The sequence below is a fragment of the Bacillus cereus group sp. RP37 genome, from assembly GCF_040459695.1.
Lineage (GTDB): Bacteria > Bacillota > Bacilli > Bacillales > Bacillaceae_G > Bacillus_A.
The window spans coordinates 1,331,911-1,356,000 of record NZ_JARVHP010000001.1 but is presented as its reverse complement, the minus strand read 5'-3'; the positions used below and the strand labels follow the sequence as shown (position 1 = coordinate 1,356,000).

Below are 24,090 nucleotides of genomic sequence, written 5' to 3'. Positions count from 1 at the left end.
ATAAATTTTTACTAAAAAAAAATAAACGGGTGTATAATCCCGTTTATTTTTGTCTTTTTACATTTTGAGGTCTTACAATACTTGGGCGTACTTTTAAACTAGACATCGTCGGACGGAGTAGAATTTTTGTTAATGCTCCCCAATCAAATGGTAAAAACGGCCATAAATAAGGTGTTTGTAAACTTTTTATAGACGTTAAAAATAAAATCAATATCGTCATACCAATTACAAATCCCATCTCATGGAAGAGACCTGTCAAAATAATAACAAATAATTTTCCAACCTTATTTCCTAATCCTAATTCATAACTCGGTGTTGCATATGCACCGATCATAGAAACTGCTACATACAAAATAACTTCTGGTACAAACAAACCTACGTCGATTGCTATTTGACCAATTAATATGGCGGAAATTAATCCTGCTGCAGACGATAACGGCGTAGGAGTATGAATAGCTGCCATCCTTAAAAACTCAAGCCCGATTTCGGCCATCAACACTTGTAATAAAATGGGTAAATGCGTCATCTTATTCGGCCCAATGAAAGCAAGATTTTCTGGTAAAAGAGTTGGATCAAATACAAATACTAACCAAAATGGTAGTAAAAACAAGGAGAATAAGACACCTAAAAAGCGTACCCAGCGTAAAAATGTACCGACAGCTGGATTTTGTCTAAACTCTTCTGCATGCTGTAAATGGTGGAAATATGTTGTTGGAGTAATCATAGCACTCGGTGATGTGTCAACGAGTACTAACACATGTCCTTCTAATAAATGATTCGCCGCTACATCCGGTCTTTCTGTATATCGAATAAGGGGGAATGGATTATAGCTTTGCTTTACAACAAACTCTTCCACTGTTTTATCCGCCATCGTAATTCCATCTACATCTATGTTATTTAATTCTTGTTTTATAATCTTTACTAAATCTGGATTTGCAACATCTTGAACGTATGTAATACAAATATCCGTTTGCGATCTATCTCCTACTCGAATCATTTCATTTCGAAGACGTGGATCTCGAATTCTCCTACGAATTAACGCTGTATTTACAACGATATTTTCAACAAATCCATCCCTCGCACCGCGTACTACTTTTTCAGTATCAGGTTCTGTCGGTGTTCGTCCTGGATAGCTACGAACATCTATTGCAAACGCTTCCGTTTCACCTTCCACAAATATAACGATGAGTCCTGATAATACTTGGAGCATTACCTCGTCCATCGTTTTCACTTTACTTACTTGTTGATGGATTAAACGATTCTCTAAAAGCTTCACTGTATCTTCTTCTACATCCCTTATCTCATTTGTATCCACTGCTTCTTCTAAAATAGGGATAATATAATTTGTATCACAAAGTCCGTTTACAAATAACACACCAATTTCTTTATTTAAAATTTGAAATTTACGAATGCCAACATCGTATGTAACACCCAGTCCAGCTGTTTGCTTTAAGTAATTTTCATTATCACTTATGAAAGATGAAATAGGGATATCCACTTTTTTAGGCTTCGTCATAAAATCCACTCCTTTCCAAAATTAACTGAATTGCTTTTTTAGTAATTGGTGACCCTCTCTCCCATTCATCGTTTCCACACATCTTACCAATATCACCAACTCCCACAATGACAGGAACATTCAAATCATCTAAACAATAAATTGTATCGCCGCTAATTCTGCCAATTTCACCATCTGGAAGTCCAAATTTATCAACACCATATTCGGTTAAATTCCCGTTCCGATCTACACTTACATCTACACGTGCCCATTCCCAATGATGTGTATTAGACGCTACTGCCAAAATTCCCAGTACATCAATTTGTTTATGGGTCGCTACATATTTTAAAGCCTTTTCACCAGATCCTTCTCCAATAAATCCGCTGTCATCAAACATGACAAATACAGGGTCATATGGCGTTTGCATAATAAGCTCAACAACTTTCTTCCCTGTCAATTTGGTTGGATTACTTTGTGATGCTGAAATACACCTTCCCCCAAATTCCTTCGTTAAAAGCTCAATTGTTCGCTTTGCATATTCATCTCCATCTGTGACCAAAACAACCCTTCGTCTCATTTGATTTATCCTTTCGGTTTACATATAAGTGCTACAAAAAATGAAAATAATATCGCCGCAGAAATGCCTGCAGACGTTAAACTAAACATACCCATACCAATCCCTATATATCCGTGTTTTTCTGCCGCATGCATTGCCCCATGTAATAGTGAATGTCCAAAACTTGTAATAGGAACTGTCGCACCAGCACCAGCAAACTTTATAAGCTTATCGTACAATCCGAATCCATCTAAAACTGCTCCTATAACTACAAAGGTTGCCATTAAATGTGCTGGTGTTAACTTTGCGAAATCTAACAATACCTGTCCAATTACACAAATGGCGCCTCCTACAAGAAATGCATATATAAAATCCACAACTCACTCTCCCTTCACTCTCTCAAATACGACACCATGTGCAATGGTTGGAATTGTTTCTTTCTGCTGCATCATCATCGGGCTTAATAACGCACCAGTAGCAACGACAAAAATCCGTTGTAAATTCCCTTTTTGCATCTCTCTTAATAAATGACCATATGTGACAACAGCTGAACAAGCACAGCCACTACCACCGGCAAATACTTCTTCTTGACCGGAATCATAGATCATTAATCCGCAATCATTATATATATGCCCAAGATCATAACCTTCTTCCAGTAACAGTTGTTTTGCGATTGGTGTCCCAATAGCTGATAAATCACCCGTAACAATCAAATCATAATCTGCTGCACTTCTCTTCAAATCTTCAAAATGTTGTTGAATTGTATGAGCAGCAGCGGGTGCCATCGCTGACCCCATATCTAAAGGATTCGCAATTCCTAAGTCTTGCACTTTTCCAATCGTAGCTGCCGTAATTTTAATGGCACTTTTTTCTTTACTAATTAATATGGATCCCGCACCTGTAACAGTGGAATTTGCTGTTCCTGGTTTTTGTCCTCCATACTCTGTTGGATAACGAAACTGTCTTTCAGCCGTTGCATTATGACTACTTACCGTCGCTAAAACACGATTTGCGAATCCACCGTCTATAAAGGCTGATCCAACCGCTAAAGTCTCCATCGAGGTCGCACAAGCACTAAACATCCCTAAAAAGGGAATCCCCCACTTACGCGCAACATAATTTGCTGTCACTGTTTGATTTAATAAATCACCCGCTAAAAAGAAATCAATTTGTGATGTTTTTACATTTCCTTTTTGCATGACTTGTTGAATGGAATCTGACATTAATCTTCGTTCCGCAAGTTCCCAGTTTTCCTCTCCGCAATGTAAATCATCATATGAAATATCAAAATCCTTTCCTAGAGGGCCTTCAGCTTCTTTTGGACCGACAGCAGTACCAGTTGCATTCACATAAATATCATTTTGAAATACCCACGTTTGTTTTCCTGTCAACCTCATACTAGCCCCTCCTTTAAGACATAAAAATTTTAAAAGTATATCTTATTAATCCAATAACGTATGCACCAACAACCCCAAAAACGATAACACTTCCCGCCAGTTTAAACATATTTGTAGCAACCCCAAGCACAATTCCTTCACTCTTATGTTCTAGCGCAGCGCTCGCCATAGAATTTGCAAATCCCGTAACTGGTACCGCCGATCCTGCTCCAGCAAATTGACCGATTTTATCATATACACCACAACCTGTTAAAATCACCGATAATAATACAAGAGTTGCAACTGTCGGATTTCCCGCCTCTTGTTCACTGAAATGAAAATAATGTATATAAAATTTCATCAATACTTCTCCGACAGTACAAATGAATCCGCCTACAAGAAATGCCTTGACACAATTTAGGAAATAGTTTGGTTTTGGATGGTACTCCTTCACTTTATTTATGTAATCATCCTTTAGTTTTCGCCCTGTCATTTATATATTGCCTCCTACTTTACGAAATAAATCCAGTGAAACAATGAGCCTATTACTTTGCCAAGTACAAGAGCAACAAGTAAAATAACGATTTTCCCCTCTACCCCTACTCGTTTCGCTAAAATAGGTAAAACATTTAATACTTCTGTTAATGCGGCTGCGAGCATCCCAATGAATGTGCCACAAAATATTCCTAATATAACAAGCCAATATTGCGACGTTTGAAATGTAATATTTTTCAAACTACACCAAGCCCCTGTTAATGTACCTGCAATAACCGCCCACTCAAAATATTGAATATGCTTTCCACTTCTCGTTAATTGGGCTAAACGAGGGATTATACCAAGTACAGCTAAAAATGCGACATATCCGCTACCTACTGCAATCCCTCCCGCTAAACCAATTACAATAACGAGCCCAGCTTCAATCATCGGCAAGTTGTTTCATATTGTCCTTGTTTTCATGAACAATTACATATTGGTCAAGTGACTGCTGGTATTGGAACATCTCCACTTCTAACGGACTCGGTTCTTCATTAATTCGCTTTTGAAATACATGATTAAAAAATAAGACCATACCTAATCCAAGACCTAATGAATAAGGAATTTGAAATAGAAGTGGTTGTGCCTTAAATTCTCCCGTAATCATGTAATATAACCGTTGGTGCACTTGTTGCATACTTACATCTTCATGGAAATAAATGATTGCAAGAGCCGCTCCAATGAAAAGTAACATCCATACAAGTCCGAAAAAAATCGGATGTACTTTCTTTTTTTCATATATAATTTCAACAAGAGTTTGTCCAGAACCGAGTAAATTAATTTGTATATGGGCCGCTTTTTGTTGAATAATTTCAATAATTTTCATAACATCAATGACAACATGCGTCTTATCATGCGCTGTTATTTTGTAAACTACCTCATCCTGTAACGACTCAACTACCACAGCATCTCCAGCAAGTTGAGCAACATCACCCAGCTTCACTTCATATGTAGGGGAAACTTTTAATCGATTACGCATTTTAATATAAATTGTTCTTTCCAATTTCCATTCACCTCTTCACTCTTCCTCGTAGTTGTAGTATGGTTATTGAATTTTTTTCTAATACAATTTTTTCATAAAAAAAACATCTGTACCGTTTCGGTACAGATGTTTTTTAGTTTATGCCTTTTTCTTAAATAAATTTGCAATACTTAATGCAAGCCCTCCCCAAATGACTACTATTCCAATAACCATCATCATAATCGCTGATCCACTCATTATGAAACACCTCGATCTTTCCATTCTTTTTCAAGCTTGGCAGAATCTGAATGTATTTGTGCATCCCATTTTTTCAGACTAATAATTAGTGCCACAATAAGGAATGCTGCCGCTATCGACCAACCATACGTTACAACAAACTCCGTTGGATAATCTCCGTAGTTCTTTTTAATATTTTGGATTGTGCCATCAATTAACATGTACCCTAACATAAGCGGAGTAATAACGAGTAGACTCACTCTCCAAAACGTTCCTAACTTAATATCAGATACGAAGTTTGCATGATTTTGATAAACTGGTAAACGGCGTAGAATGAGCCCTATCGTAACTACTTCCGCTAATGCAATTGAAATTAATCCGAAATTATTAGCGAAATAATCAACAACATCTAGGAACATAAGCCCGCCACGTGTTGCAAAAACAAGAGAAACTAGTACGAGAAGTGTCCCCATAATTCCAATTGTTTTTTGGCGGCTTAAACTGAACTTTTCAGATACGGCAGCAAAACATACTTCCGCAAGCGAAATGAGGGATGTAATTCCAGCAACCGTTAATGATAAGAAAAATAATACGCCAAATAACGGTGACATCGGTAATTCATTAATAATTTGAGGGAATACTACGAACGCAAGCCCTACACCAGCACTTGCTACTTTATCAACCGGTACTCCCATATTGTTTGCCATAAATCCAAGAGCTGCAAAGACCCCAATCCCTGCTAATAATTCAAATCCTGAGTTTGCAAAGCCAGTAATAAAGGCATTATTTGTTGTATCTGAGTTTTTCGGTAAGTAACTAGAATACGTAATCATAATTCCAAATGCTAAAGATAAACTAAAGAAAATTTGACCGTAAGCAGCAAGCCATACCTTTCCATCGAAAATACGACTCCAATCCGGTTTAAAGAATGCATCTAATCCTTGCATTGCACCTTCCATCGTCACTGCACGAACTACGATAATAAGGAACATAACAACTAATAAAGGAATGAAAATACGGTTAACAACTTCGATTCCTTTTTTAACGCCTTTGAATGCCACACCGAGCACAATAATCCAAACAAGAGCTAATGGAATTAATACTTCCGGCACAAGACCCCCAAACTGTCCTGGCTTATCGGCAACATGTAGATATTCTTTAAATAAAAATGATTGCGTGTCTTTCCCCCATGCTCCAGTAATTGCAAAGTACGTATACGAAATAGACCAAGCAATAATTACTGCATAATATGTTGAAACGATAAACGTTACACACATTTGCCACCATCCAATAAATTCAGCACGTGGATTAATACGGAAGAATGTAAGTGGTGCTGAACCACGATGACGATGCCCAAGAGCAAATTCAAACGCCAATAATGAAATACCAGTCGTTAATAATGCGAATAAGTACGGTAAAAAGAATGCGCCTCCCCCATTTTCATACGCTGTATAAGGAAAACGCCATATATTTCCTAATCCAACGGCAGAGCCGACCGCTGCGAAAATAAATCCAGCCCTCGTTCCCCATTGTTGCCTCGTTTCCATATTTCCTTCCCCCTTTGTGACAAGTTCATACTTGGATTATATTTTAAATTGACTAAATTATCAATAAATTCTGTTAATTTTTACGAAAGTTTACATTCTCCTCCTATTAAAGTCATAAAAAAAATCGAATAGATAGCTATTCATCTATTCGATCTTTCATCTGTTTTAATATTTTCTTTTCAAGTCTTGAAACTTGTACTTGCGAAATGCCTATGCGTTCCGCTACTTCTGATTGCGTTTGGTCTTTATAATAGCGTAAATACACAATTAAACGTTCTCGATCATCTAATTCTCTAATTGCTTCTTTTAAAGCAATTTTATCGAACCATTTCGTTTCAGATTGATCGGCAATTTGATCTAAAATAGTAATCGGATCTCCATCGTTTTCATACACCGTTTCATGTATGGATGAAGGAGCACGACTCGCTTCTTGCGCCAGAACAACTTCTTCCGGCGTTAGTTCTAACGCCTCGGCTACTTCATTAATCGTTGGAGCCCTTCCGAATTCTTTCGAAAGCTCGTCTCTCATCTTCCGAATTTTGTTTCCGGTTTCTTTTAAAGATCTGCTTACTTTCACCGATCCATCATCACGTAAAAATCGCTGTATTTCGCCAATAATCATTGGAACTGCATATGTTGAAAATTTCACGTCGAAAGATAAATCAAATTTATCTACCGATTTTAAGAGTCCAATACATCCAATTTGAAATAAATCGTCTGGTTCGTATCCTCGATTAAGAAAACGCTGCACAACCGACCATACGAGACGCATATTACTTTGAACGATTGTATCCCTTGCTTGTTGATCTCCATCTTGACTTTTTTGAATTAACGCTTTTAGCTCGTGGTCCTTTAACTGAGGTTTCTTCTTCTCATTTCTGACCTCTATGTCCATTGGCTATTCTCCTTAATTGCATAGAGCGTTACTATTTGATAAGTATTTTGTCAAATGGATTGTTGTCCCGAAAGATTCGTTTGAAATAACTTCTACTTCATCCATAAAATTTTCCATGATAGTAAATCCCATTCCCGAACGCTCTAATTCAGGTTTAGTTGTAAAAAGGGGTTGTCTTGCTTCATCTAAATCAAAGATGCCAATCCCTTCATCTCGAATCGTGAGTTTCACCATTGCTTCTTCCAAAATTACAGAAATATAAACAACACCTTCTGCATTTCCTTCGTACCCATGAATAATTGCATTCGTAACTGCTTCTGACACAACCGTTTTAATCTCCGTAAGTTCTTCCATCGTTGGGTCTAGTTGGGCAATGAAAGCAGCTACTGTAACGCGAGCGAATGATTCATTTTGACTTAATGCTGAAAATTGAAGGTTCATTTCATTTCTCATTTATGCCACCCCCAACGTCGCGAGCGCATGCGCTTCACTTTCTTCTAAGCGAACAATTTTAAATAAGCCCGACATTTCAAATAAACGCTTAACAGGCGGTGAAATTGCACAAACAACCATTTCCCCACCTAATCCCTTTACATGCTTATATCGGCCTAATATAACACCTAAACCAGAACTATCCATAAACGATAAGTTCTCTAGGCTCAAAACAATATGATGAACACCATGTGTCTCAATCATATCTGTTACTTTCGTTCGCAACTCTTCAGCAGTATGATGATCTAATTCACCCGCTAGTCTCACACATAGGACGTCACGTTTTACTTCTAATTGCATGGAAAGACTCACACGATTTCCTCCTTATGCTCAAACTTTACTCATTTACATACATAAAGATTTTCGTGATACAACATAAGAATCCTTCCTACTGACAAAAGAAGAACTATTTCGCCATAAAGTGAAACCATTCAACAATTATTTACTTTCATAAGAATAGAAAAGCGGCAAAATGTTTGCCGCTATTTTGATGTTGAAAACATCCCAAAACTTCTTTTAAATAACTCCCACCAGCTCGCTGCAGCAACATCTTCTTTTGCTACAATAGTTTGTTTTAATAAAACATCTTTATCTTTTTTAATAACAAGTGTACCAAGTGCGTCACCTTTTTTAATCGGCGCTTTCACTTTCTTTTCAGCAATTACTTCTTGTTTAACTTTGTCCATATTGTCGCCCTTCTTCATAAGAAGAGACACATTGTCTGACGCGACTAAATCTACCTTTTGTTTTTTCCCTTTTCCTACTTGAACAGTCTTAATTTTTTCTCCACGCGTATACAATTTCTTTGTCATATATTGTCCAAATGCGTAGTCAAGAAGCTTCGTTACTTGGTTGTTCCGTTCTTTCGATGTAGGTGCTCCCATAACAACTGAAATAACACGCATGCCATTTTTTTCAGCCGATGCTGTTAAACAATATTTTGCTTCTGTCGTAAAGCCCGTTTTTACACCATCTACTCCAGGATAAAAACGTACTAGCTTATTCGTATTAACGAGCCAAAACTTCTTATCCGTATCTTCTCGTAAATAGTCTTCGTATTTACCGGTATATTTGCGAATAAGTGGGTACTTCATCAATTCTTTCGCCATTATAGCCATATCATTCGCTGTGGAATAGTGGTCTTTAGCCGGAAGACCTGTTGGGTTTTGAAAATGAGTATTTTTCAGTCCTAAATCTTTCGCTTTTTTGTTCATCATATTTACAAAACCTTCTTCTGAACCAGCGATATGCTCCGCTACTGCAACAGATGCATCATTTCCAGATGCAATGGCAATACCTTTTAGCATTTCATTTACAGTCATCTCTTCTCCAGGCTCTAAAAAGATTTGTGATCCACCCATTGAAGCTGCATGCTCACTTGCTCTAACTTTATCGGTCAGTTTTAGTTTTCCTTTTTCAACTTGTTCCATAATTAATAGCATTGTCATAATCTTCGTCATACTAGCAGGTGGTAACTTCTCATTTGGATTTTTATCAAACAAAACTTTACCTGTATCTTGTTCAATTACAATTGCTGACGACGCTTGTTCCGCTAACTTCGGCGTTGTTTCTTCTGTTTTCTCCTGCTTCGTTTTCTCAGATTGTGCGAAACTAACTGAAGTACCAGAAAGCAATAACATGAAACAAACAAGTATTCCAAAAACTCGCTTCATGACTAACCCTCCATTCTATATCAGACCTATTTTTTCCAATTTTTTATTTTTTAATACCATATTTTTCTAATATTTTCAGTTGACAAATACATTCATCACCTATATTGTATTAAGTGTATTACATCGAGTAGTACACTTAATACAAGTCAGAAAGGAGACATTGCTCTTGCATATTCAACTTGATCCAAGAAGCAACACTCCGATATGGGAACAAATTGTTCAAAATATAAAAGAACTCGTATTGAAGAACATGTTAGCTCCAAGTGACAAACTACCTTCTGTACGCGAACTCGCTTCTTTACTCGTTATAAATCCAAATACAGTGAGTAAGGCGTACCAAGAGTTAGAGCGACAAGGGATTATTGAAACATTACGAGGAAAAGGAACATTTGTATCCCAATCGATTACCCCAACATTAGACGAAAGGAAAATCGCTATGGTTGAAAAGCAATTTCATCAATTACTATTAGAAGCCTCTTATCTTGGTGTTACGAAAGATAAAATTCATGATTGGATAGATTCATATTACAAAGAGATTGGAGGAAATGCGGATGCTGAAAGTGACAAACTTGAAGAAAACGATTGATAATCAAACGATTTTAGACGATGTTTCTTTCACATTACAAAGAGGAAGTATTGTCGGATTACTCGGAAGAAACGGTGCGGGGAAAACAACTTTATTGCGAACGATGGTCGGCATTTTAGACCCCGATGTGGGAACTGTTACATATGAGGATACCGACATTCATAAAAATCCTGAGACAAAACAAAAAATCGTATATGTCCCGGATTCTACTAACATACTGAACGGCTATACGATAAAAGAAATTGTAAAGTTTTATAAAGCAGTTTATACCGCATTTGATGAAACACATTTCTATGAGCTATTAGAACGTTTTAACTTACCAAACAAACGAATTCGTAGTTACTCAAAAGGAATGAAAGCACTGCTTGCCATCATTTTAGCCGTTGCTGCAAAAGCAGAATATATCATTTTAGATGAACCGACAAACGGACTTGATCCTATCGTGAAAAGACAAATTTTACAGTTTCTCGTTGGAGAAGTTGCAGAAAAAGAGATTACCATTTTCATCTCAACTCACCATTTAGATGAAGTGGAACAAATTGCAGATACAATCATTATATTAAAAGGCCATACTATATCTTCTATTACATCACTAGACGATGCAAAATCACGATTTGCTAAAATCCAAGTAGCTTATGAACGTTCATTACCTCAAAAACTAGAAAACTTAAGCAATATTAAAATATTAAATCAAACAGGAAAAGTATATACAATCTTAATTGAGGGAAATGTGGCTACAACACTGGAGAAATTTTATAAAGAACAACCTATACTCATTGAAGAATTAACAATGTCACTTGAAGATGTCTTCGTTACGACACTGGAGGAGGATGGGTATGTTTCATAAGGCGTTGTGGATGTGGAATTGGAAGCGCGGGAAATATGCTGTGTTACTATTCTTCTTTAGTTCGCTTTACTTGTTACCTTTTGGCTACTATAGAAGTGCTCAGCAACAACTTGATGCGTATTACGAATTACAAGAAAAAGGGAAACAGTATTATTATTTTTATACCTTTTCTTCAGGAGAAGGTAATAGTTTTTGGTTAACTGTTCTTATCATTGCTTTAGCCTGCTTATTGATAGGATGGGAACGTAGCAACCAATCTAATACACTACTTATGACGATGCCTTTTAAAAGACAAGACGTTTTCTTATCTAAATGGACTTTCGGTTCCTTTTGTATTGTAAGCTCTTTACTTGTAAATTGGATTCTTATGTATGTGATTTATAGAACAACCATTCATTTTGATTATCAATCATTTAGTCCATTTCATCGATACTTTCTTTATGCGATTGTTTCTTATGTTGCAGTATATACAGCTGCACTATGCATCGGTACTTTTACTGGAAGCGTTGTTTCGCAGGTTGTTTTTTGTGTTCCGTGGTTACTAGCAGGGGTTACATTTATTACATTACTATACACTTTTACAATAAACCATTTAGACGCTGCAAATATTAAAAATGAAAACTTATATCGACAACTTTATGAAATCAATCAAAAAACAAATATAGTTGCACCAACTAATCACTTTTCTATCAATTATTACTATGATCCGGAATCCCGTAAGATCGAGAACAATCCAACTACTTTAAGAGATCCAGCATCTCATATATATTATTCAGCCAAATCAATGTTAGTCCCTATTTTCTATACGATATTTTATTTACTACTTGGGACATATTTATATACACGATCGCCAAATGAAAACGGTCAGAAGATATTTATTTTCCAAAAGCATTTACGAATATGGATATGGGGGACAACCATTTACTTTGCATTACTAGGCGGCTATAAAATAAACCATTTTCATTTCTTACCTAGCTACTATATCGGTTTGTTTCTAACTGGAATCATTACTTATGTTATATTATCACGCCTAACAAATTATAAAGTTTTTTAAAGGAGAGATCCTATGTTTCAAAAAGCTCTATGGCTAAGAACGTATCACCAAAGTAAGTATGTTGTTTGGTTATTTTGGCTCGTCAGCTTCTATACTTTGTCATATTACTACTATATGACTTCTATTCAAGAGGAACAATTTCTAAATGACAATAAAAAGTGGAACTATATATATCATTACACCTTTGATTTAACACTACTAGATCCTGTCATGCTGTTAGGTAGTGTACTTATCGTGCTAGCTTGTACGTTAATTGGATGGGAAAGACAAGATAACTCTAGCGACTTGCTATGGTCTATGCCCTTTAAACGTTCACACCTCTATATAACAAAGTGGTTGTTTGGAATCTGTAATATCGCCGCTGTTGTCGTTTTAAACTGGGGACTATTTGCTATTATGAAAAAGTTAACTTTTCATAATAAATATCAAGTATTCTCCCCCTTTCATAGTTACTTTATATACATGTTAATTGTATTAATTGCTATTTATACACTTGCCTTATGTATAGGTACAATTGCAGGGAATGTTATATCGCAAGGATTTCTCACTACAGCTATATTAATCTTCCCAGCTTTACTTCCATCACTCATCTCAGGAGTCATTGCAGTTCACTCAAACACTGAATTTCATGAGGACAATGGTCTTATACATGATGTGATGGAAAACATACGTATTTCTAGTCCAGCAGAAGATTTTGCCATTCGCTTTAATTACAGTCCTCAAAGCGCTTATACTGATGAAGATGGAGTACGTCATAACGAACCAAACTTTACAAAGATTCCACCGGTAAAAACATTGATTGGACCTATCGCACATATCATTATTTTATTACCACTCGGTATATATTTATATGCCCGTTCAGTCAATGAACGAAATGGTAACTACTTATTATATCCGAAACTACAAAAAGTAGTATTGGCTTGTGCGATTTTCTTTGGTGGTATCGTTGGAGGTTTAATGCTAAGTCGCGCGCAGTCATTGTCCAGCTTTTACATCGGATTTTTGGTGACTAGTTTCATTACGTATTTCTTCCTACCTAAAATATTAAAATGGAAAGTCTCTTGGAATTTCAAATAATATAACCTCCTCTTGACGAGGAGGTTATTTCACATTCTCTCTTCTTTTCCCATACTCTTTTTCTTGCTTCGTTCCAAACCCATCACCATTTGCCACGATTTGATCTGTTGGAGCAACTATACTTTCAGCAATTCTCCATTCTCCCCCTTGTTGAATAAACACTTGCATAAAATAATTCATTCCATTTAATTGATACGGATTTTCTTTTTTCACTTCATAACGAGCTGCAACATAATACACTTGCACATTCTCAGCCTCAAACTTAGAAATATATTGCGATAACCTCGGGATGTACTGCGATGCTTTCTGAAGTGGAAGTTGTTTTACTTTTACAAGAGAAGACTTTGTTACATTACTGATCGTATCTTCATGCCGAATGTTGTCACTATGATGAAATAAAATAGCGTTCTGCATAGAACGAATCCATAGTTTCGAATATAAAACAGGTTGCTTATTTGAAATATGTTGTAATTCTTTTTGAACGACTTGAAGAGGCGTAGCGGCATTCGCGAATTGATGAAAGCAGAAAAAACTTCCAATCACAATGAAAAGCGTACAAATACGTTTCATAATTTTTCACTCCGATTCTTTTTAATTAAAGTATTGGAGTTTCAAAATGTTTTTATTCAAAAGAAAAAGGATAGGAAAGCTTCCGCTTCCTATCCTCATTTATTATAATACGCGGCCAAATAGCTCTAACACCATTTCGATTTCTTGGTCGCTCCAACCTTTAAATCTCTCTTTATAATATTCTTTACGCACAGCTTCAAGTTTTTCAGTTACTTCTCTTCCGTGTTCTGTAATTTCTAAGTACACGATACGACGGTCTGAATTTGAACGCTTTCTTTCTACAAACCCTTTTCGTACGAGACGATCAGTAACAGCTGTAATATGACTGGAGGTTACGTTTACTTCACTCGCAATTTGCGAAGCCATCTGTGGACTGTTTAAAAATAACGCACGTAATACAGAAAATTCATTATATGGCATATGTTCTGCAAAACGTGTATTAATATCATTTTGTAATAAACGTATCATCTTTCTAAATGATCCGGATAACTCTAAAATCAGTGTTTCTCTTTTGTCGTTCACTAGCCTCGTCCCTTTTTTATCATATTTACACATATTATAATCTATAAATACCTATGTTGTATATGCTTTCTTTCCTCTACATTCTCATTTATGTAACTTTTTTCATATAAATTTCTTTTTTGTTCACACATATACATATAAAAAGGATGGTGATGGAAAATGCAGGGTGGAATGAATCCTTATTTACACAACGTACGCACAGCTAATACTGGTAAAGAAGCGACTATTACTGTACAAGGTGAAGGTGTTGTCAAAGCGAAACCCAATGTTGTTATATTAACACTTGGCATTCGAACTGATAGTAAAAATGTGAAACAAGCACAAGAAGAAAATGCAGTGCAATCAAAACAATTGCTGGATGCACTTAAACAGCTTGGTATTGCTGATAAAGACATAGAAACGATTTCTTATACAATCACTCCTCAATACGAGTATGTAAATGATAAAGCATTACTACAAGGATACCGTGTGGAACATTTGTATGAAATTACCGTTTTAAATGTACAAAAAGCAGGGGAAGTATATGATATAGCCGTTTCAAATGGAGCAAACTTAGCAAAGGGATTACGTTTTCGAATATCGCATCCAAATAAATATTATGAGCAAGCTCTCATTCAAGCTCTGCAACAAGCGGTAGAAAAAGCTCGTGCTATTGCGAGTACATACAATTTAAACATTAATCCTGTTCCACTCTCATTCGTTGAAGAATCTGCCCAGTTACCAAGGGAAGTGACATCCTATGCTACTTTACATGCACAGGCAGCCCCGCCCATTCAATCGGGAGAACTAGAGATCATTTCCACAATACGAGCGATTTTTACGTATTTATAAATAATTTTATTTATAAGTAAACGTTATCATTTTCCTTGTTGTAAAAACATGATGTTCTGATATAATAAAGGACGGTGAGCTCTTACAAAAGAGATATCACGGGTGGGAGAGGGATATGAAAAAGAAGGTTTAACATGAAAGGAATACTTGAAAGTACATTTAAATTAGGTTTACACGAAACATCACCAAAACAAGAAGTTTTAGCTGGAGTTACGTCATTTTTCACGATCGTATATATTATGATTGTAAATGCGTCAATTTTATCAGATGCTGGCATTCCTCTTGAAGCTGGAATTTTAGCAACTGTTTTCAGTTCATTTGTCGGATGTCTGCTCATGGCATTTTGGGCAAATGCACCTGCTATTCTTGTCCCTGGTATGGGTGTAAATGCATTCTTCACGTACACTGCTGTGCATACGCTCGGATTAGCTTGGCAGGAAGCATTAGCAGCTGTCTTCATCTCTGGTATTATTTTTGCAATTGCTGCGTTTACACCAATCGCTCGCGTGCTCTCAGTATCGATTCCAAAGTCATTAAAGGAAGCTATTACTGTCGGCATCGGATTATTTTTAGCGTTTATCGGATTGCAAAAAGGTGGTTTAGTCGTTTCGAATCCAAATACTGCTGTTGCAATGGGTAAATTAAGTAACCCTGTCGTTCTTGCGACACTACTTACTCTTATCGTTGCACTTGTACTATTTATTCGTAACGTACGTGGAAACTTTTTATGGACGATTGCAATAGGAACTGGTATTGCATGGCTATTTGGTCTTGTTGATACAAGTCAAATCGGAAATAGTTCATTCTCATTCGCTAATTACGGCGATGTGTTTGGAGCTATGTCATTTGGCAAACTTTCTTCCTTACCGTTTTGGATTGCAACATTCTCCTTAAGCATGGTGCTTATTTTTGAGAACATGGGACTTCTACACGGTTTATTAGAAGATGACCGTAAATTCCCACGTGCTTACCAAGCCAATGCAATTTCAGCAATGACATGTGGTCTATTTGGCACAAGCCCTACCGTATCAACAGTAGAGAGTGCCGCAGGTATTACTGCAGGCGGAAAGACAGGTCTGACGTCTATCGTTACAGGTTTGTTATTCTTTGCATCACTGTTTGCACTTCCGTTTGTCAAACTAATTCCTGATAGTGCCATTGCACCAATCTTAATTATTATTGGCGGCCTGATGATTACAAGCATTCAACAAATTCCTCTGAACGATTTTTCAGAAGGATTTCCAGCGTTCTTAATTATCATCATGATCCCGCTCACATATAGTATCGCTGATGGCATTGCGTTCGGATTTATTGCTTATCCTATCTTAAAAGTTGCTCTTGGAAAGCGTAAAGAAGTCGCACCGTCTATGTATATCATTACATGCTTATTCTTAGCCATGTTTGTATTACATGCTATTGGTTAAATAAAAAAACACCGAGGTGAATACCTCGGTGTTTTTTTATTTAAACCAGCCCTTTTTATAAAACCAGGCCATCATTCCGCCACCAATTAACGCCATTAACAATAGACAAATAAAATAACTATACTTCCCACCAAGCTCTGGCATATGTGAAAAGTTCATCCCATATACTCCTGCGATAAATGTTAGTGGCATGAAAATAGTTGAGAAGACCGTTAATGTTTTCATAATGTTATTCATATGATGTGAGTTTAATGAAAAATAGCTATCTCGAATATCTGCCGTTAACTCGCGGCTTGCCTCAATCATTTCTGTCAGTTTAAGCAAATGGTCATGTATATCTTTAAAATAAATCTCATGATCACTTATACCGTAAAAACGAGTCGAATTTAAAATACGATACAATAAATCACGCATCGGAATGATTGTACGCCTTAGCTTCGATAAATCTGCACGTATATCAAATACTTCTTCTAGTACACTTCCTGCTGTCTCACCCGTTAAATTATCATCAATTGCATTTAAATGATCCTCAATGTAATAGACAGGCGCAAAATAGTCATCTACAATTTGGTCGATAATTGTATGTGCTACGTGTAAAGGACTATTTTTAATACGCTTCTTTTCTCCAAGTGTTTTCCATACTCTCTCGATTGCATTGTTATGAGAAAAATGGAAAGAAACAATATAACGGTCACTAATAAATAAATCGATCTCGTGCGGTTCTAATCCATCCTCACCAAATGCATGAAGAACTAAAAAGTTATATCCATCATAAAAATCAACTTTTGGCCTCTGTACATATTCTATACAGTCTTCAATTGCAAGGGGATGGAACTTAAAATGATCTTGCAAAATGTATGTATACTCTTCTTTCGTTGGCTTATATAAATCTAGCCAATACCATACAATATGGTCTTTCTTTGTTTCTTCTAGCGAAACATCATATAATACTTCATCTGCTTTTGTTATTGCACAAATTCTAATCATAATTTCACCCATTATTATTATAAACAAAAAATAGTAAAAAAAGCCAAGGAGAAATACTCCCTGGCTCTTTTTTATTATTCAGTAACGATGCCGTGCACTAATGTTGGTGCATCTACATGTTCGTTAGCAATCTTCATGTTCTCATAAATTTTTGCTTTTACATCTTCCACATTTTCGCGGTTTGCGTAAATTGTAACAAGGGATTCACCTTTTTTCACGCTGTCCCCTACTTTTTTGCGAAGCATTAAGCCAACTGCTAAATCAATTTCAGATTCCTTCGTCGCACGTCCTGCTCCTAAAAGCATTGCTGCTGTTCCGATTTCATCTGCAACGATTTCTGATACATAACCGTCTTCTTTCGCTTCCACTTCAATTTTGAATTGTGCTTGTGGCAATTTAGAAGGATCATCAACAACAGATGCATCTCCGCCTTGCGCTGATAAGAACGTTTTAAATGATTCTAGCGCTTTACCGTTGTTCATTACTTCAATTAATTTTTCACGCGCATCTTCTAAAGAGGAAGCTTGTCCAGCAAGGTATACCATTTGACTTCCAAGTGTTAAACATAACTCTTCTAAATCTTTCGGTCCTTTACCTTGTAATGTATCAATTGCTTCTTGTACTTCAAGCGCGTTACCAATAGCCTCACCAAGTGGTTGACTCATATCAGAAATAACAGCCATCGTATTACGACCAACGTTATTGCCAATGCGCACCATTGCTTCTGCTAAACGTTTTGCATCTTCATCTGTTTTCATAAATGCACCTGCTCCAGTTTTTACATCAAGAACAATTGCATCTGCACCAGCAGCAATTTTTTTACTCATAATCGAGCTTGCAATAAGCGGGATTGAGTTTACTGTTGCCGTTACATCACGAAGTGCATACAACTTTTTATCCGCAGGTGTTAAGTTTCCACTTTGACCGATAACAGCGATTTTGTTTTCATTTACAAGACGCATGAATTCATCATTTTCGATTTCAACATGGAATCCTGGAACTGCTTCTAATTTATCAATTGTACCACCAGTATGGCCTAAACCACGTCCAGACATTTTTGCAACCGGTACACCTAAAGCGGCTACTAATGGACCTAATACAAGTGTCGTTGTATCACCAACACCACCTGTTGAGTGCTTATCTACTTTTACCCCTTCAATAGCTGATAAATCGATTGTATCACCACTATTTACCATTGCCATCGTTAAATCAGCACGTTCTTGATCGTTCATATCTTGGAAGAAAATTGCCATTGCAAGTGAACTTACTTGATAATCAGGAATATTCCCATTCGTATATCCTTCAACAATAAAGTTAATTTCTTCTGTCGTTAATGCATGTCCGTCACGTTTTTTTGCAATTAGGTCCACCATTCTCATTGTGAGGTCACCCCTTCATTTGTTTTACGATTGCTTTTACTAATGCTAAGAAGTTAGCTTTAACACGTTCTGTCGTTTCGATTACTTCATCGTGGTGAAGTGGCTGATCTAAAATACCAGCTGCCATATTTGAAATACAAGAAATACCCAGTACTTTCATACCAGCATGACGAGCTACAATTACTTCAGGTACTGTTGACATACCAACTGCATCTCCGCCAAGTGTACGAAGCATACGAATTTCAGCAGGCGTTTCATATACAGGACCTGTCATTCCAACGTATACACCTTCTTGTACTTTAATATTTAAGTCTGCTGCAACTTGTTTCGCCATTTCGCGAAGCTCTACTGTATATGATGTAGACATATCAGGGAAACGTACACCCATTTCAGAATCATTTGGTCCGATTAATGGATTTGTACCCATGAAGTTAATGTGGTCTGAAATTAACATAAGATCGCCTGGCTCAAATGATGTATTTACACCACCAGCTGCATTTGTTACAACAACTGTTTCTACACCTAGTTCTTTCATAACACGAACTGGGAATGTTACTTTTTGCATGTCGTATCCTTCATAGAAGTGGAAACGTCCTTGCATTGCTACTACTGTTACACCTTGAAGTGTACCGAATACTAGTTGACCTGCATGACCTTCTACAGTTGATACTGGGAATTCAGGGATTTCACTGTATGGTACTGTTACTGCGTTCTCGATTTCTTCTGCTAATACACCTAGTCCAGATCCAAGGATTAGTCCTACTTGTGGTGTCTCTTGAAATTTCTCTTTTAAGTATGAAGCTGATTTTGTAATAAGTTCACGATTCATTTGTTTATCCCCCTATTTCTTTAGCTCGTTTAAGAAGCTTGTTCCGTATTCTGGCATTTTCACACCGAAGTTTTCTGCTACAGTTGCACCAATATCAGCAAATGTTTGGCGAAGTGATAATTCTTGTCCGCCATCTTTCATGCTTGGGCTATATGCTAATAACGGTACATATTCACGTGTATGATCAGTACCGTGGTGAACTGGATCATTACCATGGTCTGCTGTAATTAATAATAAATCATCTTCTTTTAGTTTTTCGAATACTTCTGGAAGACGAGCATCATACTCTTGCAGAGCTTCTCCGTATCCTTGTGGATCACGGCGGTGCCCAAATAGTGCATCAAAGTCGACTAAGTTTAAGAAGCTAAGACCTGTAAAGTCCATATTTAATGTATCTACAAGTTTATCCATTCCATCCATGTTAGACTTCGTACGAAGCGATTCAGTTACCCCTTCACCATCATAAATGTCAGAGATTTTACCGATAGCAATTACATCGTAGTCACTATCTTTTAATTCATTCATTACCGTACGGCCAAATGGTTTTAATGCATAATCATGACGGTTTGGTGTACGTGTAAAGTTTCCAGGCTCACCAACGAATGGACGAGCGATAACGCGACCTACCATGTACTTCTCATCTAACGTTAATTCACGTGCAATTTTACAAATTTTATATAACTCATCAAGCGGCACCACTTCTTCGTGTGCTGCGATTTGCAGAACGCTATCAGCAGAAGTGTAAACAATTAAAGAGCCTGTTTCCATTTGTTCTTGACCAAGTTCATCAAGAATCTCAGTTCCAGAAGCTGGTTTATTACCGATGATTTTACGGCCTGTTTTTTCTTCTAATTCATCAAGTAATTCTTTTGGGAATCCTTCTGGGAACACTTGAAATGGTGTATCAATGTAAAGACCCATAATTTCCCAGTGACCTGTCATTGTATCTTTACCAGTAGATTTTTCTTGCATTTTTGTATAATATCCAAGTGGTTTTTCTACTTTAGAGATGCCTTTCATTTCACGAATGTTACCAAGACCTAATTTCACCATGTTAGGCATTTGTAACCCATTCATATGTTCAGCAATGTGACCAATTGTGTCCGATCCTAAATCACCAAATTGTTCAGCATCTGGTGCTTCACCGATTCCAACAGAGTCCATTACGACTAGGAATATACGTTTATATTTATTCATAACTGCGACCTCCTATAAGTTCAGTTCTACTTCTTGTAGTATGTTCAAAACGCTATAAAGTGAAACTGTTCTCCATAAGAATTATCTTTCGTTCTCATTATCAAACAGTACTTCTTTAAATGACTCTCTAACCTATTTCGTTTCTTTTGAAACGCCTCAAAAACATTTCTAGTTTTTTCTAAGTCAGATGTCAGACATCTGATACTGATATCATAACATGTTTACGCTTTCTTTTTAATACATTTTCGTAGAATTTCTCATTTTCTTCACACTTCTATTGTAATCCATTATGCAAAGAAGTGCTAATTATTTTATGATTTATTTCTTCATATAAAATGAAACTTTCATTAGCCCACAAATAGCGAGATAAAAATAAAAAGCAGCTCTAAAGAGCTACTTTTTATTTTACTTCTACTGTTTCTTCTTTATGTTCATGCAGTTCACCTTTTTTAACATGAACTTTCACTTTGTAAGAACCGTTTTCTTTGAAAGTATGTTTCGTTTCATACTCTCCTTTATTTCCTTCTTTCGCTGGAATAAATTCGTGCTTTTCAACACCATCTTTCCAAATCTCAAGTTGTACTTCAGCACCAGTTAACGCTTCTTCTTTTTGTTTTAAATGAACTTTCATTGTTGATTCTGCATTTGCTTTTATGTCACCAGCCATAAGGTGGATCATTGTATCGCTTTTATGATCGCCGTGCCCTGCACCGTGATCACTATTTTCTTTTTTCACATCTTCTACTTTCGCATTTCCTACAGCGACTTTCACTTCTGGCATAACATGCATTTCACGCGCATTTGTGTGAGCGATAATATGATATACTCCATCCGTTTCAAACGTTTTCTCTACAGCATAAACACCTTTTCCTTTATGCTTCCCATCTAACATCTCGCGCTTTTCTTCGCCAGCTTTCCAAATTTCGAACTTTACATCATCAGCATCCGTTACCTTTTCTTTTCCTTGTGTAACAAGTGCTTGTACTTCTGTTTTTTCACCAGGTTTAATTTCTTTCGGATTTGTTTGAACTGCTACTTTTACAGCTTCCAGTTTCTGTTCTTTTTTCGGTTCTTCTTTGTTTGTATTACAGCCAGCCAATGCTAGCATCGCGATAAATAAAGTCATAATAAGTTTTTTCATCATCATTTCCTCCTTTGTACTTTATTTAGTATAGAGGAAATACATTGTAATATTCTAGTCTTCTGCTGAAAACAATGTACGAAATGTTTGTGAAGTTTCTGTGAAGTACTATAGCCTTTTGAATCTATGAAAAAAGAGCATAGTGACTATGCTCTCGGATGAAACTGTTTATATACATCTTTTAATCTAGCTTTTGAAACATGCGTATAAATTTGCGTCGTTGAAATATCTGCATGTCCAAGCATTTCTTGCACAGCGCGCAAGTCTGCTCCATTTTCTAATAAATGCGTAGCAAAAGAATGGCGCAACGTATGAGGTGTAAGCTCTTTTTCAATATTTGCTTCTTTCGCCAATCGTTTTAAAATTTTCCAAAAACCTTGTCTTGATAATCGATTCCCATGATGGTTTAAAAAGAGTGCATCTACTACTTTTTTACCCATCAATTCTCTTCTTCCCTTTTCAATATACTTTTGAATCGCTTCCGTCGCTAAACTTCCTAATGGAATAATTCTTTCTTTATTCCCTTTCCCTATGCAACGAACAAATCCCATCGTTAAATGTACATCTTCTAAATTTAAGGCAATTAATTCTGAAACACGAAGTCCCGTTGCATACAGTAACTCTAGCATCGCTTTATCACGAACCCCAAAAGCACTCGTCATTTTCGGTGTCTGAAGTAACGCCTCTACTTCATCGACTGATAATACTTTCGGTAATTTCCGTTCTCCTTGTGGCGTTTCAATATGTACGGATGGATCGTGCTCTACCGCTCGTTCACGAAGTAAAAATTGATGAAACGAACGAATCGATGCGATATGACGCGCTAATGTTTTCGAAGATTTTCCGTTTTCTTTTAAGTGCTGCAGAAAATTAACAATGTGCAAGCGTGTCACTTCATGAAAACTTTTCGCTTGTTCTACATTTTGCAAATACTTTACATAACTTTTTAAATCACGTTCATAAGATATAACTGTATTTTTCGCTAGCCCTTTTTCGACAACCATATAATGAATAAAATCTTTTAATTGATCTTCCAATCTACACTACTCCCCATTTTCATAGAAAAACATCATTCTATTTACGAAAGCATCCTTTGCCGGCTCTTCATTCCCTGATACTTTTTCTACAGTCTCTTCTTTTGGCTTTTCATAACGATGATAGCTTTCATATTCTTCATTTATCCATAGTATAGCGAAATAAAACAAAATCGTACAACTTGTAAATAATAAAAATACTTTTATTCCATCAAAAGTTAATTTTAAAGCTCGGCGCATTGTAAATTCCTCCAAAATATAAGTTATTACAACATATGCCAAGCTTTCACCAATTTATACCTTATTCAAATAAAAAACCTCTTCCTAGATAAATAGGAAAAGGTTATTTTTCATCCGTTTCATTTTCTTGACAATTTTTACAAATCCCATGGAATGTTAAACGATGATCTTTCACCTTAAAGCTCCAGTCACGTTCTACTTTCCTTTCCACTTCACCAAGTAAATCTTCTTGTATTTCTTGTACAGCACCACATTGTGTACAAATCAAATGATGGTGGAAACGCTGCGCACCTTCTTGGCGTAAGTCATAGCGTGAAACACCGTCTCCGAAGTTAATCTTATCGACAACTTTTAACTCAGATAATAGTTCTAAAGTTCGATAGACGGTTGCTAATCCGATCTCTGGCGACTTTTCTTTTACAAGGAGGTAAACATCTTCTGCGCTTAAATGATCTTCTTCATTTTCTAGCAGCACACGAACTGTTGCTTCACGTTGCGGTGTTAATTTGTAGCTCGCTGCATGTAATTGCTTCTTAATTCGTTCAATTCTTTCTTCCATTCGGTACTACTCCCTCCTCGCCACTCTTACACCATTATATCAGAAGA

At 36.5% G+C, this 24,090-nt stretch carries 29 protein-coding genes; 6 read left to right on the top strand and 23 right to left on the bottom strand.

Features of this window, described 5'->3' with window-relative positions:
• Positions 1-43 precede the first annotated feature (43 nt).
• The 13 genes from spoVAF to dacF form a co-directional block, all read right to left on the bottom strand.
• Complete coding sequence (gene spoVAF, locus QCI44_RS07285) at positions 44-1,516, bottom strand: spore germination protein SpoVAF (RefSeq protein ID WP_016086442.1); 1,473 nt, start codon at positions 1,514-1,516, stop codon at positions 44-46.
• The gene (gene spoVAEA / locus QCI44_RS07280; RefSeq protein ID WP_001254415.1) at positions 1,503-2,072 is read right to left on the bottom strand and encodes a stage V sporulation protein SpoVABEA; all 570 of its coding nucleotides are present in this window, start codon (positions 2,070-2,072) and stop codon (positions 1,503-1,505) included. The genes spoVAF and spoVAEA overlap by 14 nt, the downstream gene beginning before the upstream one ends.
• Before the next feature lie 5 nt (positions 2,073-2,077).
• Positions 2,078-2,428 (bottom strand): stage V sporulation protein AE, encoded by a 351-nt coding sequence (gene spoVAE, locus QCI44_RS07275; protein ID WP_000345909.1) that lies wholly within the window; start codon positions 2,426-2,428, stop codon positions 2,078-2,080.
• Positions 2,429-2,431: 3 nt separating this feature from the next.
• Positions 2,432-3,448, bottom strand: coding sequence for a stage V sporulation protein AD (spoVAD, locus tag QCI44_RS07270; RefSeq protein WP_016086441.1), 1,017 nt, complete (start codon positions 3,446-3,448; stop codon positions 2,432-2,434).
• Between the two features lie 13 nt (positions 3,449-3,461).
• Entirely contained in the window at positions 3,462-3,920 is a 459-nt protein-coding gene (gene spoVAC / locus QCI44_RS07265) for a stage V sporulation protein AC (protein WP_016135296.1), read from the bottom strand.
• Between the two features lie 14 nt (positions 3,921-3,934).
• Positions 3,935-4,351 carry a stage V sporulation protein SpoVAB gene (gene spoVAB, locus QCI44_RS07260; protein WP_033659766.1) on the bottom strand — a complete coding sequence of 139 codons (417 nt, stop codon included), beginning with the start codon at positions 4,349-4,351 and terminating at the stop codon, positions 3,935-3,937.
• Positions 4,344-4,964, bottom strand: a complete 621-nt coding sequence (gene spoVAA, locus QCI44_RS07255; protein ID WP_016086438.1) for a stage V sporulation protein SpoVAA — start codon at positions 4,962-4,964, stop codon at positions 4,344-4,346. Before spoVAA ends, spoVAB begins: the two co-directional genes overlap by 8 nt.
• A gap of 117 nt (positions 4,965-5,081) precedes the next feature.
• Positions 5,082-5,180 carry a methionine/alanine import family NSS transporter small subunit gene (locus QCI44_RS07250; RefSeq protein WP_000016826.1) on the bottom strand — a complete coding sequence of 33 codons (99 nt, stop codon included), beginning with the start codon at positions 5,178-5,180 and terminating at the stop codon, positions 5,082-5,084.
• Entirely contained in the window at positions 5,180-6,706 is a 1,527-nt protein-coding gene (locus QCI44_RS07245) for a sodium-dependent transporter (RefSeq protein ID WP_016086437.1), read from the bottom strand. The genes QCI44_RS07250 and QCI44_RS07245 overlap by 1 nt, the downstream gene beginning before the upstream one ends.
• Before the next feature lie 136 nt (positions 6,707-6,842).
• A complete protein-coding gene (gene sigF, locus QCI44_RS07240) occupies positions 6,843-7,601 on the bottom strand; it encodes an RNA polymerase sporulation sigma factor SigF (RefSeq protein ID WP_016086436.1) in 759 nt (252 codons plus the stop codon).
• A 12-nt stretch (positions 7,602-7,613) separates the two neighbouring features.
• Positions 7,614-8,054 (bottom strand): anti-sigma F factor, encoded by a 441-nt coding sequence (gene spoIIAB, locus QCI44_RS07235; protein ID WP_001243399.1) that lies wholly within the window; start codon positions 8,052-8,054, stop codon positions 7,614-7,616.
• Positions 8,055-8,405: an anti-sigma F factor antagonist gene (spoIIAA, locus tag QCI44_RS07230; protein WP_000059133.1), complete on the bottom strand. Its 351-nt coding sequence runs from the start codon at positions 8,403-8,405 to the stop codon at positions 8,055-8,057. It lies immediately after the preceding gene.
• Between the two features lie 170 nt (positions 8,406-8,575).
• Entirely contained in the window at positions 8,576-9,766 is a 1,191-nt protein-coding gene (gene dacF / locus QCI44_RS07225; protein WP_016135297.1) for a serine-type D-Ala-D-Ala carboxypeptidase DacF, read from the bottom strand.
• A gap of 166 nt (positions 9,767-9,932) precedes the next feature.
• Between dacF and QCI44_RS07220 the strand changes: the two genes are divergently transcribed.
• Genes QCI44_RS07220 through QCI44_RS07205 form a run of 4 tightly spaced genes read left to right on the top strand, consistent with a single transcriptional unit; the run spans position 9,933 to position 13,330 of the window.
• Positions 9,933-10,352, top strand: coding sequence for a GntR family transcriptional regulator (locus tag QCI44_RS07220; protein WP_000548032.1), 420 nt, complete (start codon positions 9,933-9,935; stop codon positions 10,350-10,352).
• Positions 10,318-11,199 carry an ABC transporter ATP-binding protein gene (locus QCI44_RS07215; RefSeq protein ID WP_016086434.1) on the top strand — a complete coding sequence of 294 codons (882 nt, stop codon included), beginning with the start codon at positions 10,318-10,320 and terminating at the stop codon, positions 11,197-11,199. The genes QCI44_RS07220 and QCI44_RS07215 overlap by 35 nt, the downstream gene beginning before the upstream one ends.
• On the top strand, positions 11,189-12,253 hold the full coding sequence (locus QCI44_RS07210; RefSeq protein WP_016086433.1) for an ABC transporter permease subunit: 1,065 nt from the start codon (positions 11,189-11,191) through the stop codon (positions 12,251-12,253). Before QCI44_RS07215 ends, QCI44_RS07210 begins: the two co-directional genes overlap by 11 nt.
• Positions 12,254-12,265: 12 nt before the next feature.
• Positions 12,266-13,330 (top strand): ABC-2 transporter permease, encoded by a 1,065-nt coding sequence (locus QCI44_RS07205; protein WP_016086432.1) that lies wholly within the window; start codon positions 12,266-12,268, stop codon positions 13,328-13,330.
• A gap of 24 nt (positions 13,331-13,354) precedes the next feature.
• On the opposite strand, the gene QCI44_RS07200 is transcribed toward QCI44_RS07205, so the two are convergent.
• Both QCI44_RS07200 and QCI44_RS07195 read right to left on the bottom strand, forming a co-directional pair.
• Positions 13,355-13,900, bottom strand: a complete 546-nt coding sequence (locus tag QCI44_RS07200; protein ID WP_016086431.1) for a hypothetical protein — start codon at positions 13,898-13,900, stop codon at positions 13,355-13,357.
• Between the two features lie 102 nt (positions 13,901-14,002).
• Positions 14,003-14,422: a MarR family winged helix-turn-helix transcriptional regulator gene (locus QCI44_RS07195; protein WP_016086430.1), complete on the bottom strand. Its 420-nt coding sequence runs from the start codon at positions 14,420-14,422 to the stop codon at positions 14,003-14,005.
• 159 nt (positions 14,423-14,581) lie between these two features.
• Here QCI44_RS07195 and QCI44_RS07190 point away from each other — a divergent pair, with 159 nt between their 5' ends.
• On the top strand, positions 14,582-15,253 hold the full coding sequence (locus QCI44_RS07190; protein ID WP_016086429.1) for an SIMPL domain-containing protein: 672 nt from the start codon (positions 14,582-14,584) through the stop codon (positions 15,251-15,253).
• A 134-nt stretch (positions 15,254-15,387) separates the two neighbouring features.
• A complete protein-coding gene (locus tag QCI44_RS07185) occupies positions 15,388-16,677 on the top strand; it encodes an NCS2 family permease (protein ID WP_016086428.1) in 1,290 nt (429 codons plus the stop codon).
• Positions 16,678-16,713: 36 nt separating this feature from the next.
• Here QCI44_RS07185 and corA read toward each other — a convergent pair whose 3' ends face one another.
• From corA to fur, 8 genes are all read right to left on the bottom strand, one after another.
• Positions 16,714-17,676: a magnesium/cobalt transporter CorA gene (gene corA, locus QCI44_RS07180; protein WP_016086427.1), complete on the bottom strand. Its 963-nt coding sequence runs from the start codon at positions 17,674-17,676 to the stop codon at positions 16,714-16,716.
• Positions 17,677-17,738: 62 nt separating this feature from the next.
• Positions 17,739-19,043 carry a pyrimidine-nucleoside phosphorylase gene (locus tag QCI44_RS07175; protein ID WP_016086426.1) on the bottom strand — a complete coding sequence of 435 codons (1,305 nt, stop codon included), beginning with the start codon at positions 19,041-19,043 and terminating at the stop codon, positions 17,739-17,741.
• Between the two features lie 7 nt (positions 19,044-19,050).
• On the bottom strand, positions 19,051-19,872 hold the full coding sequence (locus QCI44_RS07170) for a purine-nucleoside phosphorylase (protein WP_016086425.1): 822 nt from the start codon (positions 19,870-19,872) through the stop codon (positions 19,051-19,053).
• Positions 19,873-19,884: 12 nt separating this feature from the next.
• On the bottom strand, positions 19,885-21,069 hold the full coding sequence (deoB, locus tag QCI44_RS07165) for a phosphopentomutase (RefSeq protein ID WP_016086424.1): 1,185 nt from the start codon (positions 21,067-21,069) through the stop codon (positions 19,885-19,887).
• Positions 21,070-21,469: 400 nt separating this feature from the next.
• Complete coding sequence (locus QCI44_RS07160) at positions 21,470-22,210, bottom strand: FixH family protein (RefSeq protein WP_080117870.1); 741 nt, start codon at positions 22,208-22,210, stop codon at positions 21,470-21,472.
• Between the two features lie 146 nt (positions 22,211-22,356).
• Positions 22,357-23,247: a site-specific tyrosine recombinase XerD gene (gene xerD / locus QCI44_RS07155; protein WP_016086422.1), complete on the bottom strand. Its 891-nt coding sequence runs from the start codon at positions 23,245-23,247 to the stop codon at positions 22,357-22,359.
• 6 nt (positions 23,248-23,253) lie between these two features.
• A complete protein-coding gene (locus QCI44_RS07150; protein WP_001250432.1) occupies positions 23,254-23,484 on the bottom strand; it encodes a YqzK family protein in 231 nt (76 codons plus the stop codon).
• A gap of 103 nt (positions 23,485-23,587) precedes the next feature.
• On the bottom strand, positions 23,588-24,043 hold the full coding sequence (gene fur, locus QCI44_RS07145) for a ferric iron uptake transcriptional regulator (RefSeq protein ID WP_000392657.1): 456 nt from the start codon (positions 24,041-24,043) through the stop codon (positions 23,588-23,590).
• Positions 24,044-24,090 lie beyond the last annotated feature (47 nt).